Source organism: Clostridioides sp. LIBA-7602 (assembly GCF_056688945.1).
On record NZ_CP196991.1, the window covers coordinates 354,305 to 374,639 of the forward strand.

A 20,335-nucleotide genomic window follows, 5' to 3' on the forward strand; every position below is an offset into this window, starting at 1 on the left:
AACGTTACTACTGAAATGTTGATAAATTTAACTTAAATTCAATAAAAAAGATTTTTAAGTAATAAATTTGTAAAAATCTTTAGTTATTAGATTTGTATTTCGACCATGAGATACTGTTTTGAATAATTACATAATAGAAATAAGAACAATTAAAATTTATTTTATAATTCAGTAGACTTCCTTTTAAAAAATATTTTAACTACAAATGATTTTTCTGTAATATGAAGAAAATATGATGAGTATAAAAAATTGCTACTTACTTATTTATATATTTTTATATATAAATAATAAGTAGCATGATTTTCTAAATTAATAGTGATAGAATATAAATTAATAGATAAGATATAATTTTAAAAGGAGTGATATAAAATGAGCAAATATAGTTCTCTATGGGAATATGTCAAGAAAAATGGTAATCAATCATTTAAATTAACTTTTGAAGAAATAAAGGATATTGCAGGAATAGAGATAGACCATTCGTTTTTAAAATATAAAAAAGAATTAAATGAATATGGATACCAAGTAGGAAAAATCTCTTTAAAAGAAAAGACTGTTATTTTTAATAAAATTGATTAAAAAATAGCTATGTGCACTTGTGACTTTAGTCATGGGAGGTTCGGTAAGCTATTAATAATTACATATAATAAAATAATTTGTATTGACTAACATTAAAACCAAAAATAAAGTAAATCTTATATAAGACTTACTTTATTTTTAGTTGATGCCTTTTTAAGTTTTATACTATAAGGGATATATAAAACTGCACCTATTAAAAATGTTATAATTTCTGTTACTGTCATAGACCATATCAATCCATCAAGTCCATAAAAATAATTAAGAAATATTACTATAGGTATATACAATCCACCTTGGCTTATAGACATTATACCTGTTTCAATGCCTTTTCCTGATGCTTGATATATTGTCATAAATAAAGATGTAACTCCATTGAATAAGGCAGATACTAGCATAGCTACCAATACATACGTTCCTATTTCAATAACTGATGTATCAACTGAGAATGTTTGTATTACTTGAGTTCTAAATATATAAACAACTCCTGAAAATACAACTGCGATTACAAATATGAATAAAGCAGAATACTTTATGCTTTCTTTTAAACGAGCTATATTCTTATTAGAAAAATTATATGCTATAAGTGGCATTACACCTAAAACAATACCCATAACAAAGAATTCTGGAATTTGAGCAATTCTAAGTGCTATACCAAAACTAGCAACTATGTTATTTCCATATTGCATAGAGTAATTATTGGATAATAGTGTAGTCACAATTAAGAAAGAGCATTGGATTAATTGGGATACACCAACTTTATATATTTCAACTTGACTGTTTATGCTGATTTTCATGTAATGTAAAAATCCTCTAAGGTTTTCACTTTTAACATTTAAATACCAAACATAATAAGCACTAGAAGCAATATTAGAAAGCACCATTGATAATGCAGCACCATATACGTGCATATTAAGAACCAGTATAAATAAAACATCTAATATGATACTAACTATTACACTTACAAACATACCATACATAGATTCTTTTGATGCACCTTCAGACCTTACTATTTGTTCAAGTGAGAAGTTCAATATAATAGAAAATCCACCAACAAATAGTGTAATTGCATATTGTTTTGTATATTCAAATGTAGCCATGTCAGAACCTAATAATTTAACAATTGGATTCATTAATAAGTAGCCAAGTAGACCTATCAATAAACCTGTTATAATACTTGCATAGAAAGTATATCCAGCAATTTTCTTAGCTTCATCACTATTATTTTGTGCGATTAGCCTAGTTATGAATGTACTACCACCAACACCAAACATATTTCCAAAAGCCATTAGAATTGTAAATATAGGTAGTCCTAATGTTATTGCACTAAGCATAGCTGTGTCATGAACTAATCCTATGAAGTAGGCATTGATTACATTATAAATAGTTCCTGCTGACATTCCTATCATCATAGGGATAGATAAATAAAGAATAGTTTTTTTTATTGGTTCTTCTTTTAAATATTTAATGTTTGATTTTTCATTTTCCATGTTACCCTCCTAAATAATATAATTTATAATACTAAGGCACCTTATGAAATATATTATACAGGTACCTTATTAAAATTGCAAGGCATTTATTAAGGTACCTGTATAATTGCACTGTATTTGGGTAATATATAGACTTAAAATTGAGTTTTTTTAAAACAGAAGAGGTTCTAATAAATATGGAATATAGGGTATTAAAGAGATGGATGAGACTTTAAAATAAATAAAAGAGTAAAGTGATAAGATAATAAATATCTAATTATTTACTCTTTTTGTTTTATTTATTTAAATCTTTTATTTTAAATTTTGGAAGTTAATAAAATATACAATGACTACACTTTATTTTATACTTTATGGATACAATAGATTTTATTCAAAGTAAAATAAATCTTCAAATTTTTTATCTAGAGCTATACATAAAATAAGTGCTAATTTTGCTGTTGGATTAAACTGACCTGTTTCTATTGAACTAATAGTGTTTCTTGACACACCTACCATTTCAGCTAGCTGACTTTGAGATAATTTTTTCTCTGTTCTTGCTATTTTTAAGTGATTTTTTAATATTAATTCTTCATTCATATGCTTACCTCAACGATGATAAAACAAAGTTAGTCAATAGGAAGATAGTTGTAATTAAGAAAATAATAGCCCAAATTAAATTCTTTTTTTCATGTGTGAATTGGTATTTTGTTATATTTTCAGCAAGTCCAAATGTCCAAAATAAAGCAGATACTGCATCACTTTTTTGTCCAATAAAGGCGTTAAATATTACAATGAAAGCGAAAATACATATGAAAATTGAATATCCTATTTTTCTGCCCTTATTTTCAATATACTCTAATCCTTCATCTTTATTGGATTGACGACTCTTACTTAAAATTTCTTCTTTATTCATATGAGACACCTCCTAATTGGATGCCAAGTTTACTTGGTACTTTAATTATATCATGCCAAGTTTACTTGTCAAGAACTTTGACAATAAAACTTGGCATAAATATGATATTAATCAATAAAAAAAGACATTCTTAATTTAATTAAGAATGTCTTTTTTTATTGAAACACTATAATAATATTCTATTAATCCAATAGTTAAACTTCTACTTAGAATCTAACATATATTCTTTATTATCTTAGCAGGGACACCTGCAACCACAGTATTTGGAGGGACATCTTTTGTAACTACTGCTCCTGCTGAAACAACAGCATTTTCACCTATTGTAATACCAGGCATAATCATTGCTCCTGCTCCTAACCAAGCATTCTTCTTTATAACTATAGGTGTAGACACGGTGGAATGTCTATCAGATGGTTCTAAAGGATGATTTATTGTTATAAGATTTACTTTAGGTCCAATAAGTACATCATCTTCAATCGTAATGCCACCTCTATCCATAAATGTACAGGCATGATTAATAAATACATTCTTTCCAACTCTTATATTCTTTCCAAAGTCTGTGTAAAATGGTGGTATTAAATATAAGCTTTCATCAACTTCAACACCTGTGAGTTTAGAAAATAGTTTTCTTATTTCTTTTTTAGTATGATACGAGTTATTTAGCTCAGCAGTTATTTTTTTAGCTCTTTCTATTACATATCTTATTTTATCCATATCTGGGTCAGAATCTGAAATTATCTCGCCAGATTTGTCTCTCTCAAATATATCTATATTACTCATAAATTTCCTCCTATTGATTTTACTTACAAACTGTACAATATCTCTACGTAAAACTCATTATGTTTGCTCAACTCTTAAATAGAGTATACTACTTGGAGTTAACTACAACACAAGCCTTTTTTATATTATTTAAGAATAAATAATTGATTCTTATTAAAAACTGTAATTAAACATTAATATTAGTCTTGTACATATAGAATGTTTCATTATGTATGTAAACTAAAGTTTACATATTTCAAACCTTACTTTGTAGAACAGTTGAGTTTAATACTTTATAATTGAAATATAATTATTTTAAATTGAAAGGGGCTTAATATATGAATTTAGGAGACAAGATTACAAAACTAAGAAAGAAATATAATTATTCTCAAGAGTTGTTGGCAGAAAGGCTAAATGTATCTAGACAAACCATTAGTAAGTGGGAATTAGGACAAGCTAAGCCAGATTTAGAAAATATAAAAAATATATCAAAGCTATTTGATATTACTTATGATTACTTAATTGATGAAAGTAATTTATGCTCTAAAGATATAACTGATAATATTAGTAAGGATGTTGACTGGACAAAAGCATGGAGCTCTAAGTATCCTATTTTAGAAGCATATGTTGATATAGAGGGGATAGAAAAATATCAAATAGCTATTGAAGAATTATATTCAAGATTTGAAAAAGAATACAAGATGAGCAATGAGAATAATGCACTTATATTAAAAGATATTTTGTACAAGACATTTAAAAGGCATGATAAATAAAAACTATATTTGGATATATTCATATATGGTTTTGTATAAAAATGTGGAAATAATTGGAATAAATAAAAAAATATATAAATTGAATTTTAAAATCTATTTAAGCAGGTATCTAAGATATCTGCTTATTTGTTTCTCTATGGTTGATTTTTTCATCAAAAGTCAACTTTAAATCGCTTGTTAGGTTCATGGATTTAAGGATATAATTATACAAAGGAGGCGTTGATATGAATGAATTAAACATTGCAAAAACACTGATTTTAAAGCGTAAAGAAAAAGGAATTACACAAGATGAACTTGCAAATTATATAGGTATCTCTAAAGCTTCTGTATCTAAATGGGAAACTGGGCAAAGCTATCCTGATATCACTTTTTTGCCACAACTCGCGACATATTTCAACATTACAGTTGATGAATTAATTTGTTACGAGCCACAAATGATTAAGGAAGATATTAATAAACTATATCAGCGATTGTGTAAAGATTTTACTGTTAAACCATTTGACGAAGTTATGGATGAAATACGAGAAACCATAAAAAAATATTATTCATGCTTTCCTTTGATTTATCAGATGGGTGTTTTGATAATTAATCATTATGACCTTGTAGATGAAGAAAAACGTAAACTATTAATTAGTGAAGCATTAGAAATTTTTATTCGAATACGAGAAACAAGTGATGATATAGAAATTTGTCGTCAATCAAAAGGTATGGAGGCAACCTGTTATATCTTGTTAAATCAACCTATAGAAGTTATTGATTTATTTCAAGATAGTAATTTTCCCATGGTAAATGAAAGCATACTTCTTGCACAGGGACAAATAATGAATGGTCAAACTAATGAAGCTAATGAAACGTTACAGATAGGAGCATATCAGAATCTTACGTTGTTAGTTCAAGATTTAGTGGGACTTCTGCAAAACTCAGATAAATCACAAATTGAAGAAATAGAAAGACGTATTTTAATAATTTCAGATACTTTTGACCTTGATGCATTATCTCCTGGCATTATGTTTTCTGTATATTTGACACAGATACAAATAAACTTAATACATGGAAATACTAAAGGAGCTATTAAGTCATTACAAAGATATGTAGATTTGGCAATGAGTGATATATATCCAATTATGCTACATAGTGATGACTTTTTTAATCATATTGATGGCTGGATTTCTGAGATTGGAACAGGTATTACACGTGATGATACAATTGTAAAGGGAGGTATTGTTGCTGCTATTAAGAATAATCCTATGTTCTCTGTATTAAATGAGAACAAAGAATACAGATTTCTTATAGAAAAATTATCTTTATTGGAGGAATAAAATTATGGAAAATTTAATGGAATATTTACCACTTTTGCTTCCTGTTATTATTTTAAATTTAATACTTGTAATTACTGCACTTATTCATATAATAAAACATCCAAATTATAAAATTGGGAATAAGGCAATATGGATTCTTTTAGTACTATTTATCAGTATAATAGGTCCAATTTTATACTTTACCATAGGAAGAGGTGATGAATGATGAATATTGTTTCAATAAATGGGTTATCAAAAAGTTTTGGTAATCGAAAGATAATAGATAATCTAAATTTTACTGTACCAGAAGGGTCAGTCTTTGGCTTTGTAGGTAAGAATGGTGCAGGCAAGACTACAACCATGAAAATGGTACTTGGGTTACTTGAAGCAGATAGTGGAACTATAAATGTTTGTGGTGAGAAAGTGACATATGGAAGAACAAGTTCTAATCGACATGTAGGTTATCTACCTGATGTTCCAGAGTTTTATAACTATATGAGACCACTTGAATATCTTTCTCTTTGTGGAGAAATTACAGGGCTTTCAAAACAAGAAATAAAGTTAAGAAGTGAAGAGTTGTTGTCACTCGTGGGACTTGGAAATGAAAAGAAACGAATAGGTGGATTTTCTCGTGGAATGAAACAACGTCTTGGGATAGCTCAAGCATTACTTTCACGCCCTAAATTACTTATTTGTGATGAACCAACAAGTGCACTTGACCCTGTTGGTAGAAAAGAAATATTAGATATTATGCTTAAAATCAAAGACTCAACAACTGTAATATTTTCAACACACATACTGTCAGATGTTGAAAGAATTTGTGACCATGTTGCTATATTAAATAACGGAAGCATCGCTCTTAGTGGTACACTTTCAGAAATAAAAAGTATGCATGGAAAAGATAGACTTTTATTGGAGTTTTCAAGTGATGATGAAATCCAAGCATTTAAGTCTAGTAGTAGTATTAAATCCTTACTTAAAGATTCAGAAGAGACTAATATGGAAATTATTTTCCATGGTAAAGATATAAAATCAATACAACAAACAGTTATATCTACACTTGCAGAAATGAATCTTTGTCCAATAAAGATGGAATTAATAGAATTGTCACTTGAAAATTTATTTTTGGAGGTAGTAAAGTGAGAGAATACATAGCATTTACAAAAAAAGAATTTGTAGAGAACGTAAGAAATTATAAATTATTTAGTCTAATTATTTTATTTTTGATATTTGGAATAATGAGTCCTCTTTCTGCTAAATTTATGCCAGATTTGATTGCTCATTTTGCCCCAACTTTAAAAGTTACTGCTCTACCAACTGCTTTAGATTCTTGGACACAGTTTTCTAGCAATATTTCTGGTCTTGGAATGAGTTTAACTCTAATTATTTTTTGCAATATTTTATCAAACGAATATTCTAAAGGAACACTTGTCATTATGTTGACTAAAGGATTGTCACGTTCGTCTGTAGTATTGTCTAAATTTTCTATTGCAGTAATTATTATGACCATTGGTTTCTGGTTGAGCTTTTTATGTACTTATGGTTATACAATGTATTTTTGGCCAACTGCAAATCTTAATCATGTTGTATTTTCAGCATTTAACTTATGGATAATTGGTATTATGTATATTACTATATTAATTCTTGGCTGTGTACTATTTAGACCAGCATTTGCAAGTGTATTACTTGTATTAGTAGTAACTATTGCTTTGAGTTTAATTTCTATTCCTAAACAGGTTGCACCTTATACCCCTAATTTCATATTATCAAAAAATATAGATTTGATTTCAGGGAAAGTGACAGCTCCAGAATTTATTATTCCAATCATTGTAACAATCATTATTTCAATAGTGTGTCTGTTATCAGCTGTTATTTTATTTAATAAAAAACCAGTTTAATGATATCTTTATTATAAATGCAAATAGCACTGTATTGTGTAAAAATATACTTAGTAATGTATAAGAATATATCTAAGTAAAAAAGGGGGTGTCTCAAAATGAACTTTTTAGTTCATGAGGCGCTCTTCTTTGTGTGAAATCAAATATATTTTCATCATTTCAACAATGAAAAAAGGGTTTATCTCTCTTTTGAGACAGCCTCTTTTTTTGTTTTAGTCGTACTCATTATATCTTATAATAATTAAATTATTACCTTAAGTAACTGTTTAAAAATAAAAAAGGAGATAGATTATAATCTAGTGATTATCAGTTATTTAAGATATGCTATAAGTATATAGAGCCTAAACTAGTAAAGAGTTAAAACAATGTAGTAAGGAGTTAAAATAATATTGTTTTATTAAATAAAGATAAGAATCTTTAAATGTGGTAAAATATACTAAAAAATCACTTTAAAAGTGATAAAATTAATTTAATTAAATATTTTAAAGGGGTGTAGATATGGAAAAGTCAAAAGTATATTTTTGTGACTTATACTCAAATTCGCAAAATAAAAATGTGCCAAACAATGTAAGAAGATTATTTGATATAGCAGGATTCAAAGATTTAATAGGAAAGAATGACCAAGTAGCAATCAAACTTCACTTTGGAGAAAAAGGAAATACTACATATATGAGTCCTGTAGCAGTTAGACAAGTGGTTGATAAGATTAAAGATTGCGAAGGAAAGCCATTTTTAACAGATACAAATACATTATATACAGGAAGTAGAACAAATTCTGTAGACCATCTTACAACAGCTATAGAAAATGGTTTTGCTTATGCAGTGGTAAATGCACCAGTAATAATTGCAGATGGATTGTATAGTAGAAATTATGAAAATGTACAAATAGATAAAAAACATTTTGAAAGTGTGAAAATAGGTGGAGAAATTTATAATTCTTCTGCAATGATAGTAATGAGTCATTTTAAAGGTCATGAAGCAGCAGGTTTTGGAGGAGCATTAAAAAATTTAGCTATGGGATGTGCAAGTGCAGCAGGAAAGCAAATGCAACATTCTGATGTTACTCCAGTAGTAAAGGAAAAAAAGTGTATAGGTTGTGGAAAGTGTGTTAATTCTTGTCCTACAAAAGCTATAAGTATAGTAGATAAGAAGGCAATTATAGATTCTGATGTATGTTATGGATGTGGAGAATGTCCAACTGTCTGTCCAACTAGAGCAGTAACTATACAATGGGAAAGTGACTCAGATGTGTTTGTTGAAAAGATGGCAGAATACGCTTATGGAGCAGTATCAAATAAAAAAGATAAGGTAGGATATATAACTTTTGTCATGAATGTAACTCCACTTTGTGACTGTGTACCTTGGTCAGGTAGACCGATTGCACATGATATAGGAATACTAGCATCAACAGACCCAGTAGCTATTGAACAAGCATGTTATGATTTGATTTGTAAGGAGATGGGTCATGATGTGTTCAAACATGAGCATCCTCATGTAAATGGAACTAGAATAATAGACTATGCATGTGAAATGGGCATGGGAAATAAAGAATATGAATTAATAAAATTATAAGAATAGTAGGGCTTAGATGCATATAATTATTGTAAGAGAAATTTAAAAGTATCAAAGGAGTATGCATTTATGAAAATTTACTATGAGAAAGAAAACAGCAAGAAAGCAAATGTAAACAATATTCCAAGTGTATTTGCATTTAATTTTCTAAGAAACTTTTTAACTAGCAAAGAGTATGAGGAAACTAGAAAAGAATATTTTATAAATAATCTAACAAAAAGTCAGGTTAATCAAGCTATGAAGGATTTAAAATGGTTGTTTAGAGAGTATGAAGGCTTAGAGGTTGTTACGATGGAAAGCTTGGATGGAGTTAAGACAAGAATAGTTTTATAAATTAATAAGAATGATTCTTTAATAAAAAATACTGTTTTAATAATGATACGTATAAGATATTATACAAATACTATTTTAGAACAGTATTTTTTTTGCTCAATAGTAAACCTATATATAAAATAAAGTTGACCAATAAATATTGTCTATGTAATACTATATATAATAAGTAAACTATATAAAAAATATAAGTTGACAAATAGGAGGATATATGGAAAAATACATAGTCAAATTAAAAAATAAAATATTAAGTGGAAAAGAAATAAATTATGAAGAAGCTCTTAATTTAATAAGTATTGACACTAATAACAAAAACAATTTTGATATCTTATTAAAATCTGCAAATGAAATAAGAGAATATTTTATGGGAAGAAAAGTAGATTTATGTACAATAATAAATGCTAAGTCTGGCAAATGTAGTGAAGACTGTAAATTTTGTGCACAATCATCTCATTATAAAACTGGGATAGAAGAATATTCACTGCTAGATTATAATGAGATTTTAAAGAGAGCTAAAGAAATGGAAAGTAAAGGAGTGCATAGATTCTCTTTGGTTACAAGTGGTAAAGGTATGACAGGAAAAGAGTTTAATGACATTTTAAATATTTATGAAGGATTGAGAGAAAATACTAATTTAAAATTATGTGCATCTTTAGGTATTATAGATTATGAACAAGCTAAAAAGCTAAAATCAGCAGGTGTGACTACATATCACCATAATGTTGAGACATCAAAAGATAATTTTTATAATATATGTACAACGCATACTTATAAAGATAGAATAAGAACAATTGAAGATGCTAAAAAGGCTGGATTAGATGTATGTGTAGGTGGAATAATAGGAATGAATGAAAGTAAAGAACAAAGACTAAAAATGGCTTTTGAAATACGAGAATTAAATGTAAAATCAATCCCAATAAACATTTTAAATCCTATTAAGAATACTCCTATGGAAAATTATAATGTATTAGAACCAATGGAAATATTAAAAACGACAGCAGTATTTAGGTTCATAATTCCCAATACATACATAAGATATGCTGGTGGAAGGTTATCATTAAAAGGATATGACAAAGTTGGATTTAATGGTGGTGTAAATTCTGCAATTGTAGGTGATTATTTAACAACTGTCGGAAATAGTATTGAAAATGATAAAAAAATGATTATAGAACAAGGACTTGAATTTTGATAAAGATTACTTAAATTAATTAGTATACTTTTAAATAATAATAAAAGTATATTAATTTTTTTTTGCATATTAATTAAAATATTAAAATTGAATTATAAATTGCAGTATTTCGAAAAATGAGAAAAATATCAAAATTTATATAAAATAGTTGCAAAGGAAAAAAGGATGTGCTAATATCTAGGTAACCGGTTAAGTAAAACGGTTTCCTAAACTATGGGGGTGAACTTCTTGAGTATTACTATAAAAGAAATTGGCGAATTGGCTGGTGTTTCTAAAACAACTGTGTCAAAAGTCATTAATAATAAAGATGAAAATATAAGTAAAGCAACAAGAGAAAAAATTTTGAAAATAATGAAAGAAAAAAATTATGTACCAAATAAATTAGCACAAAGTCTAGTAACTAAAAAAACTAATACTATAGGGCTTCTTATACCAGATATACGAAATCCATTTTTTACAGATGTATCAAGAGGCGTAGAAGATAAAGCTAATGAAGAAGGTTACAACATAATCTTATGTAATACAGATGAAGATGCTAAAAAAGAATATGAAGGTATAAGAACATTATCAGAGAGAATGATAGATGGAATTATATTTGCAGCTTCTTCAAATACAAACTGGAAAGAGGCAAATTATAAAGACATAAAAATACCAACAGTATTAATTGATAAAAAAATAAGTATGAACAAAGAGACTTTAAAAGGAATAGTTAAAATAAACAACTTTGAAGGCGCATATATAGCTACAAAACATTTATTAGATATTGGAAGTAAGAAAATAATATACCTAAGTGGTCCACTTCAAAATGAAATAGCAGTAGATAGATTAGAAGGATATAAAAAGGCTCTAATTGAGCGTGATTTAAGTTATAACTCTGATTATGTGTTTGAAGGAAAATATAAAATTGAATGGGGACAAGAATTTATAAAAAATCTAGAAAAGATAGATTTTGATTCAATATTTTGTGCAAATGATTTGATTGCAATAGGTGTTATAAGAGGGCTTAAGGAAAGAGGATTAAATATACCAAATGATGTAAATGTTGTAGGATTTGATGATATCCAGACATCTAGTCTAATAAGTCCCTCTCTTACAACAGTGAGACAGCCATCTTATGACATAGGATACAAGGCTAGTGAAATACTGATAAATTGTTTAAGAGGAGAGAAAAAAGAATCATTTGATGAGTTAATTTTTAAGCCAAAACTAGTTATAAGAGATTCAACAAAAGATAATGAATAACAGCATGAAAGACATAAATAGATATGTAAAGGAGTAATGTAATGGGAAACATAGTTGTCATAGGAAGTGTAAACATGGACATGGTATGTTCTGTAGATAAAAGACCAGAAAAAGGAGAAACAGTGCTAGGTAATAGCTTTTTCACATCACCTGGTGGAAAAGGTGCTAATCAAGCTATTTCAGCATCTAAGCTAGGAGCAAATGTAAAAATGATATCATGTGTAGGTGAAGATAGCTTAGGTGAGGAATTAATAAGAAATTTTAGAAATAATAAAGTCGATTATAGCCTAGTATCTAGAGATAAACATAAAAGCTCTGGTGTTGCGGTCATAACACTATGTGAAAATGATAATAGTATTGTTGTTGTGGCAGGGACTAATGAATTAGTAGATATAGAATTGATTAAAAAGAATGAAGAAGAGATAAAGAATGCAGATATAGTATTACTACAATTAGAGATTCCATTGGAAACAATAAATTATGTGGTGAATTTCTGTTTTGAAAATAAGATAAAAGTTTTAGTAAATCCAGCACCTGCAATAAAATTAGATAGAGATATAATAGAAAAAGTAACTTACTTAACACCAAATGAACATGAATATAAGGTAGTTTTTGACACAGAGGAAGAAATAGAGGAAATATTAAAAAAATATCCTAACAAACTTGTGATAACAGAAGGAAAAAATGGAGCTAGATTTTATGATGGTAAGGAAATTAAACATGTATCCTGTATAAAGGTTGATGTCCAAGACACGACAGGGGCAGGAGATACATTTAATGGAGCATTGTCGGTGGCGATAACAGAAGGTAAAAATCTATATACAGCAGTAGAATATGCAGTAGTAGCATCAGGTCTTTCTGTAACAAAATTAGGAGCACAATCTGGTATGCCTTATAAAGAAGATGTTGAAAAATATTTAAATATTAATAAATAAAAATCTAATTTGTTCAAACTTAAAACTATTAAAAATGGAGGTTAATTATGAGAGTGAGAAAAATTTTATCTTTAGGAATTGCTGGAACACTAGCAATAGGAATGTTAACAGGATGTTCAATGGAAGGGCCAAGTAAATCAGACAACAAAGGTAGTTCAGACAAGAAAGATTTAACTATAGGAGTATCTACAATAACTCTTCAGCATCAATTTTTTATAGACATTGATGAGGGAATAAAAGAAAAAGCCAAAGAGTTAGGTGTAAAAGTTATAGTAAATGACCCAGACCAAGATGTAGCTAAGCAAACATCAGCAATAGAAGATTTTATACAACAAAATGTGGATGGAATGATAGTGCTTGGAACAGATAACTCAGCTATAGTACCAGCAGTAGAAGGAGCGTTTGAAAAAATGCCAGTAGTTACAGTAGATGCTGTATTAAATACTGAGAATATTACAAGTTACGTAGGAACAGTTAGTTATGATGCTGGTAAAAAGTTAGGGGAATACACTAAAAAGTACATTGATGAAAAATTAGGTGGAAAATCAGAAATAGCCATAGTAACAGATTTAAAATCTCAAATACAAATGCAAAGAATAGATGGATTTAAGGATGCATTAAAAGGTTCAGCAAATGTTAAAATATTAAATTCACAACCAGGATATGATAGAGAAGAATCTCTTAATACAGTAGAAAACTTAATACAATCTAATCCAGATGTAGATATAATATATGCAACAGCTGAAAATAGTGTATTAGGAGCTAAAGCTGCACTTGAATCTGCAAAGAATAAAGATGTTAAGATAGTAGGATTTGACTTAACTGAAGAAGCAGCAAGTGGAATAACAGATGGAACTATTCTTGCAATGATTCAGCAACAACCTAAAGAAATGGGACGTTTAGCTGTAGAAGCAGTAGTAAAAGCTATAAAAGGTGAAAAGGTAGAAAAAAATATACCAGTACCAGCTTTACTTTATGATAAAGAAAATATAAAAGACTTTAAGAATTAGTAAAATAAAATAAGATTATTTGAAAGAAATCCTATTTAAAAAGGAGTGTCATTATGAGTAATACAATTCTGAAGTTAAGTAATATTGCTAAAGAATTTCCTGGCGTTAGAGCATTAGATAATGTTAATTTTGAGCTATTTCATGGTGAAGTTCATGCACTACTGGGTGAAAATGGTGCTGGTAAATCAACAATGATAAAGATTTTAACTGGTGCACACTCAAAAACTTCTGGTAAATTCGTTTTTGAAGGTAAAGAAATAGAGAATATATCACCAGATGTTTCTAAGAAGATAGGTATAAATGCAATCTATCAGGAATTAACAGTATTTGATGAATTGACAGTAGCACAAAATATTTTTATGGGAAAAGAAATAAATGGTAAAGTCTTAACTAACGATAAAAAAATGAATGAAGAGGCTAAAAAGATTTTTGACAATATGGGAATAGATATAAATCCAAATGGTCTAGTCAAAGAGCTTAGTATAGCTCAAAAGCAAATGGTAGAAATAGCAAGAGTTTTATCATCAGAGACTAAGGTATTAATAATGGATGAGCCTACATCTTCAATAAGTAAAAAAGAAACTGAAATACTTTTTAGACTTATAAATGATTTAAAAGATAGTGGAGTTAGCATAATATATATCTCTCATAGGATGGAAGAACTTTTTGAGATTTGTGACAGAATTACTATAATGCGAGATGGGAAAACGGTTTCGACTTTGAATACTAAAGAGGTATCATCTGAAGAAGAATTAGTTAATTTAATGATAGATAGAAAGCTAGACCAATTTTTCCCTAAAAGAGATGTAGAGATAAAAGAAGAGATTATGAGAGTGGAAGGTCTGACTAAGAACAACGTTTTTAATGACATCAGTTTTAATATAAGAAAAGGCGAAATATTGGGAATAGGTGGATTAGTTGGAAGCAAGAGAAGTGAAATAGTAGAAGCTATATTTGGACTTAGAACATATGATTATGGGAAAATATATTTAAATAATAAAGAAATAAAATTTAAAACTCCATCAGATGCCATTGAAAATGGACTAGGATTAATAACAGAAGATAGAAAAGGTACTGGACTGTTTTTGCAGATGAGTGTAAAAGAAAATACAACTATGGCTGGATTAAAAAAGATATCTAAATTTAAATCAGTTATAGATAGAAAAAAGGAAAAAGAAGTACTAGAAAAATACATAGATGCATTGAAGATAAAAACGCCACATATGAACCAAGTTATACAAAGTTTAAGTGGTGGGAACCAACAAAAAGCTATAATAGCAAGATGGCTTTTATTACAACCAGATATATTAATTATGGACGAACCAACTAGAGGTATAGATGTAAATGCTAAAGCAGAGATATACAATCTAATGGGAGATTTAGTAGAGCGTGGTGTAAGTATCATAATGATATCTTCTGAAATACCAGAATTAATATCAATGAGTGATAGGATAATGGTTATGAGAGAAGGTCATATAAGTGGATTTTTAGAAGGTGAAGAAATGGTTGAAAATAATGTATTAAAATTGGCTTTCGGAGGTAAAATTAATGAGTTCAATAACTAAGCATAAAGAAGATAATTCATCTCCATTATTAACAAAATTAACAAGTGCATTTAGGGACCAGGGGAGTGCAGCTATAGGACTTGTAATAATTTTTATAATAATGAGTGTAGCTTCATCTAATTTTTTAACTTTAGATAATTTAATTAACGTTGGAAGACAAATATCAATAAACGCAATTCTTGCAGTAGGTATGACGTTTGTAATAATTACTGGAGGAATAGATTTAAGTGTAGGAGCAGTAATTGCTCTAGTAGGTACATTTTGGGCTACAACAGTAGTAAATTATAATGCACCTATATGGGTAGGTATGATACTTGCATTGGCAATAGGGACAATATTAGGCGTTATAAAAGGTGCAATTATTTCAACTCAAAAACTACCGCCATTCATTGTAACTTTAGCCATGTTGACGATAATAAGTGGAGCAAGCTTTGTATTCACAGGAGGAAGACCTATATCAGTAAATACAGATGCATTTAAGATGCTAGGTAGAGGATATGTTGGACCGATACCAATACCAGTTATAATTATGATTATAGTTGTAATAGCAGGTCATTTTCTATTAAAAAGAACTAATTTTGGACGTCATGTACATGCAGTAGGTGGAAATGAAGAAGCTGCTAGATTATGTGGAGTAAAAGTAAATAAAGTAATAGTAAAAGTATATGCACTAGCTGGATTACTAACAGCATTGGCTGGAATAATACTATCATCACGTTTGGCATCAGGTTCACCAACTGTAGGAGATGGAGCAGAGCTGGATGCTATAGCAGCAGTTGTGCTTGGTGGTACTAACATGATGGGTGGCTCTGGCTCTATAGTAGGGACATGCATAGGTGTTGGAATAATAGGAATATTAGGAAATGGTCTAAACCTACTAAGTGTATCTTCATATAATCAAATGATTATAAAAGGGTTGGTAATGTTATTTGCTATATGGATAAATAATATAAAATTAAAAAAATCAGCTAAAGCCAAATAATATTTAAATTTTAGCTACTGAATTATAAAAATTATTACGCTTTTGAATATGCTAAATGAAAATATGGTAAGTAAAAAAATTTATTATCGTTTAAGTATAGAGTGTTAGACTTGAAATTTTAAATGTAAAAATAAATCTTAGGAGGAAATATGAAAAAAATTCTCTTAGATACACTAAATAATAAAAAACAAGAATATATAGATTATTTAAAAGAACTTGTAAGCATAAAGACTGAAGATATTGGACATGGAATATTAGGTGGATTTGAAAAAGAGGGGCAAGAATATGTTGAGAAACTTGCAAATGATATAGGTTTTAGTGTAGATAGACAAGAAATGAGTGAAGAACTAATTAAAAAAGCAAAAGATACATATAAAGAAGGAAACCTAGGTCACAATTATAAAGATAGATATAATTTAATTTGCAAATATAGTGGTAATTTACCTGGCAAGACGATTGTATTTAATGGTCATGTAGACACTATGCCACCTGGCGATATAAGTAAGTGGAAATATAATCCATACTGTGGGACAGAAGATAATGGTAAACTTTATGGTCTTGGAACCGCAGATATGAAATCTGGGCTTATAGCATCAATATTAGCTGTAAAGCTTATAAAAGATAGTGGTTTAAATGTACCTGGTAATGTAAAGATAATGTCAGTAGTAGATGAAGAAGGTGGGGGAAATGGTACTATAAATGCAGTTATGAATGGAATTGATGGAGATTACTGTGTAATTTGTGAACCATCAGAACAGAATTTAATAATTGCACATATGGGATTTGTATTCTTTGAAGTTGAGGTTAAAGGTATATCTCTTCACTGTGGTAGTAAGTGGGAGGGTGTTAATGCAATAGAGAAGGCTATGTTACTGATTCAAGATATAAAAGAATTAGAACATAACTGGCTTATGATATATAAACATCCACTATTGCCTTCACCTACAATAAATTTGGGTGTAATAAATGGTGGAACAGCAGGTTCTACTGTGCCAGATAAGTGTGTATTCAATTTGTGTGTACACTTCTTACCAAATATAATGAGCTATGAACAAGTTGTAAACGATGTAACTAATATCATAATGACAAGGGCTAATGGAGATTTGTGGCTTAAAGATAATAAGCCAAATATAAACATATATCAATCAGGATTAGGTTTTGAGATGGATAAGAATTCTGATTTTGTAGTGAAGGCACATAAAATACTAGAAGATGTTTTAGAGAAAAAATTAGAAATAAAAGGTTCGACAGCTGGAAATGATGCAAGATTGATGAAAAACTTAGCTAAAATACCAACATTAATATTGGGACCAGGCTCAATAGAACAATGCCATTCAATAGATGAGTATGTTGAAATCAATGAGTATTTAGACAGTATACTTATGTATGCAAGTCTAATATTAAACTTATAAAAGTAGGAGGAATATATAAATGAAAAAAGTATTAATAGTAGGGGAATCTTGGGTGAAAAATATAACTCATATAAAAGGGTTTGATACATTTGTTACAACTCACTATGAAGAAGCTGTAAAGTGGTTAAAAGAAGCAATAGAATCTGGAGGATATGAAACAGTTCATATGCCTGCACATGTGGCAGCAGATAGTTTTCCATATAAATTAGAAGAGTTAAATGAGTACGATTGTATAATATTATCTGATATAGGTTCTAATACGTTCTTATTATCTAATAGTACTTTTATAGATTGTAATAGTAGTCCAGATAGACTTGAATTAATCAAAGAGTATGTAAATAATGGTGGAGCATTAATAATGGTGGGTGGATACATGTCATTTACAGGTATAGATGCAAAAGCTAGATTTGGAGAAACTGCTATAAAGGATGTATTACCAATAACTATGATAGATAAAGATGATAGAGTCGAAAAACCAGCAGGAATAATTCCAGAAGTTGTTGACTCTGAACATCCAGTATTAAAAGATATACCAACAGACTGGCCAAAATTTTTAGGATATAACAAGACAGTTGCTAGAGAGAATTGCCCTGTATTGGCAACTATTGGAGGAGACCCATTTGTAGCTGTTGGTGAGTTTGGAAAAGGAAAGTCTGCTATATTTAGTTCTGACTGTGCGCCTCATTGGGGACCAAAAGAATTTACTGATTGGAAATACTATAATAAATTATGGGTCAATATGCTTGATTGGTTAATATGTTAAAAATTTTATAAAATTTGAAACCTCTTACTTGATAAAGTGAAGCTTACAAGTCAAGAGGTTTTATTGTATAAAATGGCTGTACAGTAGAAAATATTTTTAAACTAATTATTTTAGATAATGGCTGATAATTTGTTAAAGTTAAGGAGGATTATACAATTAATATGGAGGATTTAAATAAAAATTTTTTAGTGCAATATATAGATGAGATACAAGAAGAGTTAAGAAATATATCAGATAAGATATGGGAAAATCCAGAACTTCAATATAAAGAATATTATGCTTCAAACTTACAAAAAGAATATTTAAGAAAGTATGATTTTAATATAGAAGAATTAGAAGATATGGATACAGCATTTGTAGCTAGTTATGGACAAGGTAAACCAGTTATAGCAGTCTTGGGAGAATATGATGCTTTAGATGGTTTGTCCCAAAAAATATCCATTACAAAAGAAGCTATTTCAGATGGTGGTGCAGGTCATGGATGTGGACATAATTTACTTGGTACAGGTTCAATGGGAGCTGTAATTGCAATAAAAGAATTAATTAAACTAAAAAAATTGAAAGGGACTATAAAATACTATGGATGTCCAGCAGAAGAAGATTTATCAGGAAAGGTATTAATGATAAAAAAAGGTATCTTTGATGGTATAGACTGTGCATTTAGCTGGCATCCATTTGATATAAATACTCCAATAAGAATTCCAACCCTTGCTAATTATTCTGTAAAGTTTAGATATAAGGGAATTAGCGCCCATGCAGCACAAGCTCCTTACAATGGAAGAAGTGCACTTGATGCAGTAGAACTTATGAACATAGGCTGTAACTATCTAAGAGAACATATATTTGATAGTTGTAGAGTACATTATGTAACTACTAATGGTGGAAAAATGCCAAACATAGTTCCAGATTTTGCAGAAGTATGGTATTACATAAGAGGTGTTAAAATGGAGCATGTAAGAGATGTATTTGACAGAATTGTTGATATAGCAAAAGGAGCAGCTTTGATGACAGGTACTAGTATGGAATATAATATTATAAGTGGGGTATATGATTATATCCCTAATACAATATTAACAGATATTCTATCACAAAACATGAAATTGATAGGAACTCAAAATTATGATGAAAATGACTACTATTTTGCAGAAAAATTAGCTGAAACAGTATCTATAGACAAAAGGATTAGTGTTTCTAGTGTATTGAGTGGAAACAAAGATATAACTAAGATGAATTTACATGATGAAGTTACAGATGATACATTTACTCATAATAACTGCATATCATTATCATTAGATATTGGAGATGTTAGTTACATAATCCCTACAGCTCAATGCTCTTGTTCAGTTTGGCCTATTGGGATTTCTGCTCATACATGGCAGTCTTGTGCTAGTGCAGGTTCTAACATAGGATTTAAAGCGATGTTGTTAGCATCTAAAGCTATAGCGTGTTCAATAAATGATGTAGTTCTTGATGAGTCTATTGTAAGTAAGGCAAAAAAGGAATTAAAGGATACTGTAGGTAATTTTAAATATACTCCAATTATTTAAAAATTAAGTTAATGTAAGTGAGATTGAACTGTATGAATTAGTATAAATATATAATTTAATATTATTTTTAACTTAACCTTCTAATTATTTTCAATCTAAGATACA

The 20,335-nt window shown here is 29.0% G+C and carries 21 protein-coding genes; 17 read left to right on the forward strand and 4 right to left on the reverse strand.

Annotation, left to right across the window (positions count from 1 at the left end; genetic code table 11):
* Positions 1-369: 369 nt before the first annotated feature.
* Positions 370-576, forward strand: coding sequence for a hypothetical protein (locus ACTG45_RS02035; protein WP_021382829.1), 207 nt, complete (start codon positions 370-372; stop codon positions 574-576).
* 116 nt (positions 577-692) lie between these two features.
* Here the strand turns inward: ACTG45_RS02035 and ACTG45_RS02040 are convergent, their stop codons facing one another.
* From ACTG45_RS02040 to ACTG45_RS02055, 4 genes are all read right to left on the reverse strand, one after another.
* Positions 693-2,063 carry an MATE family efflux transporter gene (locus ACTG45_RS02040; RefSeq protein ID WP_479919704.1) on the reverse strand — a complete coding sequence of 457 codons (1,371 nt, stop codon included), beginning with the start codon at positions 2,061-2,063 and terminating at the stop codon, positions 693-695.
* A 366-nt stretch (positions 2,064-2,429) separates the two neighbouring features.
* A complete protein-coding gene (locus ACTG45_RS02045) occupies positions 2,430-2,639 on the reverse strand; it encodes a helix-turn-helix transcriptional regulator (RefSeq protein ID WP_021382875.1) in 210 nt (69 codons plus the stop codon).
* A gap of 4 nt (positions 2,640-2,643) precedes the next feature.
* Entirely contained in the window at positions 2,644-2,955 is a 312-nt protein-coding gene (locus tag ACTG45_RS02050) for a DUF6442 family protein (RefSeq protein ID WP_479919705.1), read from the reverse strand.
* 213 nt (positions 2,956-3,168) lie between these two features.
* Positions 3,169-3,735 carry a sugar O-acetyltransferase gene (locus ACTG45_RS02055; RefSeq protein WP_479919706.1) on the reverse strand — a complete coding sequence of 189 codons (567 nt, stop codon included), beginning with the start codon at positions 3,733-3,735 and terminating at the stop codon, positions 3,169-3,171.
* A gap of 317 nt (positions 3,736-4,052) precedes the next feature.
* On the opposite strand from ACTG45_RS02055, the gene ACTG45_RS02060 reads away from it, so the two are divergent.
* The 16 genes from ACTG45_RS02060 (at position 4,053) to ACTG45_RS02135 (ending at position 20,230) form a co-directional block, all read left to right on the forward strand.
* Positions 4,053-4,487 (forward strand): helix-turn-helix domain-containing protein, encoded by a 435-nt coding sequence (locus tag ACTG45_RS02060; RefSeq protein WP_479919707.1) that lies wholly within the window; start codon positions 4,053-4,055, stop codon positions 4,485-4,487.
* A gap of 224 nt (positions 4,488-4,711) precedes the next feature.
* Positions 4,712-5,806 (forward strand): helix-turn-helix domain-containing protein, encoded by a 1,095-nt coding sequence (locus tag ACTG45_RS02065; protein ID WP_479919708.1) that lies wholly within the window; start codon positions 4,712-4,714, stop codon positions 5,804-5,806.
* A gap of 4 nt (positions 5,807-5,810) precedes the next feature.
* Positions 5,811-6,011 carry a PLD nuclease N-terminal domain-containing protein gene (locus tag ACTG45_RS02070; protein ID WP_227827720.1) on the forward strand — a complete coding sequence of 67 codons (201 nt, stop codon included), beginning with the start codon at positions 5,811-5,813 and terminating at the stop codon, positions 6,009-6,011.
* Complete coding sequence (locus tag ACTG45_RS02075; RefSeq protein ID WP_021382865.1) at positions 6,008-6,928, forward strand: ABC transporter ATP-binding protein; 921 nt, start codon at positions 6,008-6,010, stop codon at positions 6,926-6,928. Before ACTG45_RS02070 ends, ACTG45_RS02075 begins: the two co-directional genes overlap by 4 nt.
* Positions 6,925-7,683, forward strand: a complete 759-nt coding sequence (locus tag ACTG45_RS02080) for an ABC transporter permease (protein ID WP_479917980.1) — start codon at positions 6,925-6,927, stop codon at positions 7,681-7,683. Before ACTG45_RS02075 ends, ACTG45_RS02080 begins: the two co-directional genes overlap by 4 nt.
* Positions 7,684-8,181: 498 nt before the next feature.
* Entirely contained in the window at positions 8,182-9,255 is a 1,074-nt protein-coding gene (locus ACTG45_RS02085) for a DUF362 domain-containing protein (protein ID WP_479917981.1), read from the forward strand.
* Positions 9,256-9,324: 69 nt separating this feature from the next.
* Positions 9,325-9,588: a hypothetical protein gene (locus tag ACTG45_RS02090; protein WP_021382847.1), complete on the forward strand. Its 264-nt coding sequence runs from the start codon at positions 9,325-9,327 to the stop codon at positions 9,586-9,588.
* A 208-nt stretch (positions 9,589-9,796) separates the two neighbouring features.
* Positions 9,797-10,774, forward strand: a complete 978-nt coding sequence (gene bioB, locus ACTG45_RS02095) for a biotin synthase BioB (protein WP_479919709.1) — start codon at positions 9,797-9,799, stop codon at positions 10,772-10,774.
* A gap of 219 nt (positions 10,775-10,993) precedes the next feature.
* The gene (locus ACTG45_RS02100; protein ID WP_479919710.1) at positions 10,994-12,016 is read left to right on the forward strand and encodes a LacI family DNA-binding transcriptional regulator; all 1,023 of its coding nucleotides are present in this window, start codon (positions 10,994-10,996) and stop codon (positions 12,014-12,016) included.
* 41 nt (positions 12,017-12,057) lie between these two features.
* Positions 12,058-12,951 carry a ribokinase gene (gene rbsK / locus ACTG45_RS02105; RefSeq protein WP_021382856.1) on the forward strand — a complete coding sequence of 298 codons (894 nt, stop codon included), beginning with the start codon at positions 12,058-12,060 and terminating at the stop codon, positions 12,949-12,951.
* Positions 12,952-12,998: 47 nt separating this feature from the next.
* A complete protein-coding gene (locus ACTG45_RS02110) occupies positions 12,999-13,961 on the forward strand; it encodes a substrate-binding domain-containing protein (RefSeq protein ID WP_479917985.1) in 963 nt (320 codons plus the stop codon).
* A gap of 53 nt (positions 13,962-14,014) precedes the next feature.
* On the forward strand, positions 14,015-15,526 hold the full coding sequence (locus ACTG45_RS02115) for a sugar ABC transporter ATP-binding protein (RefSeq protein ID WP_479919711.1): 1,512 nt from the start codon (positions 14,015-14,017) through the stop codon (positions 15,524-15,526).
* The gene (locus tag ACTG45_RS02120; RefSeq protein WP_479919712.1) at positions 15,510-16,508 is read left to right on the forward strand and encodes an ABC transporter permease; all 999 of its coding nucleotides are present in this window, start codon (positions 15,510-15,512) and stop codon (positions 16,506-16,508) included. Before ACTG45_RS02115 ends, ACTG45_RS02120 begins: the two co-directional genes overlap by 17 nt.
* A 149-nt stretch (positions 16,509-16,657) precedes the next feature.
* A complete protein-coding gene (locus tag ACTG45_RS02125) occupies positions 16,658-17,920 on the forward strand; it encodes a M20 family metallopeptidase (protein WP_479917988.1) in 1,263 nt (420 codons plus the stop codon).
* A gap of 19 nt (positions 17,921-17,939) precedes the next feature.
* Positions 17,940-18,683, forward strand: coding sequence for a glutamine amidotransferase (locus tag ACTG45_RS02130; protein ID WP_479919713.1), 744 nt, complete (start codon positions 17,940-17,942; stop codon positions 18,681-18,683).
* Between the two features lie 161 nt (positions 18,684-18,844).
* The gene (locus ACTG45_RS02135; protein WP_479919714.1) at positions 18,845-20,230 is read left to right on the forward strand and encodes a M20 family metallopeptidase; all 1,386 of its coding nucleotides are present in this window, start codon (positions 18,845-18,847) and stop codon (positions 20,228-20,230) included.
* Positions 20,231-20,335: the final 105 nt, after the last annotated feature.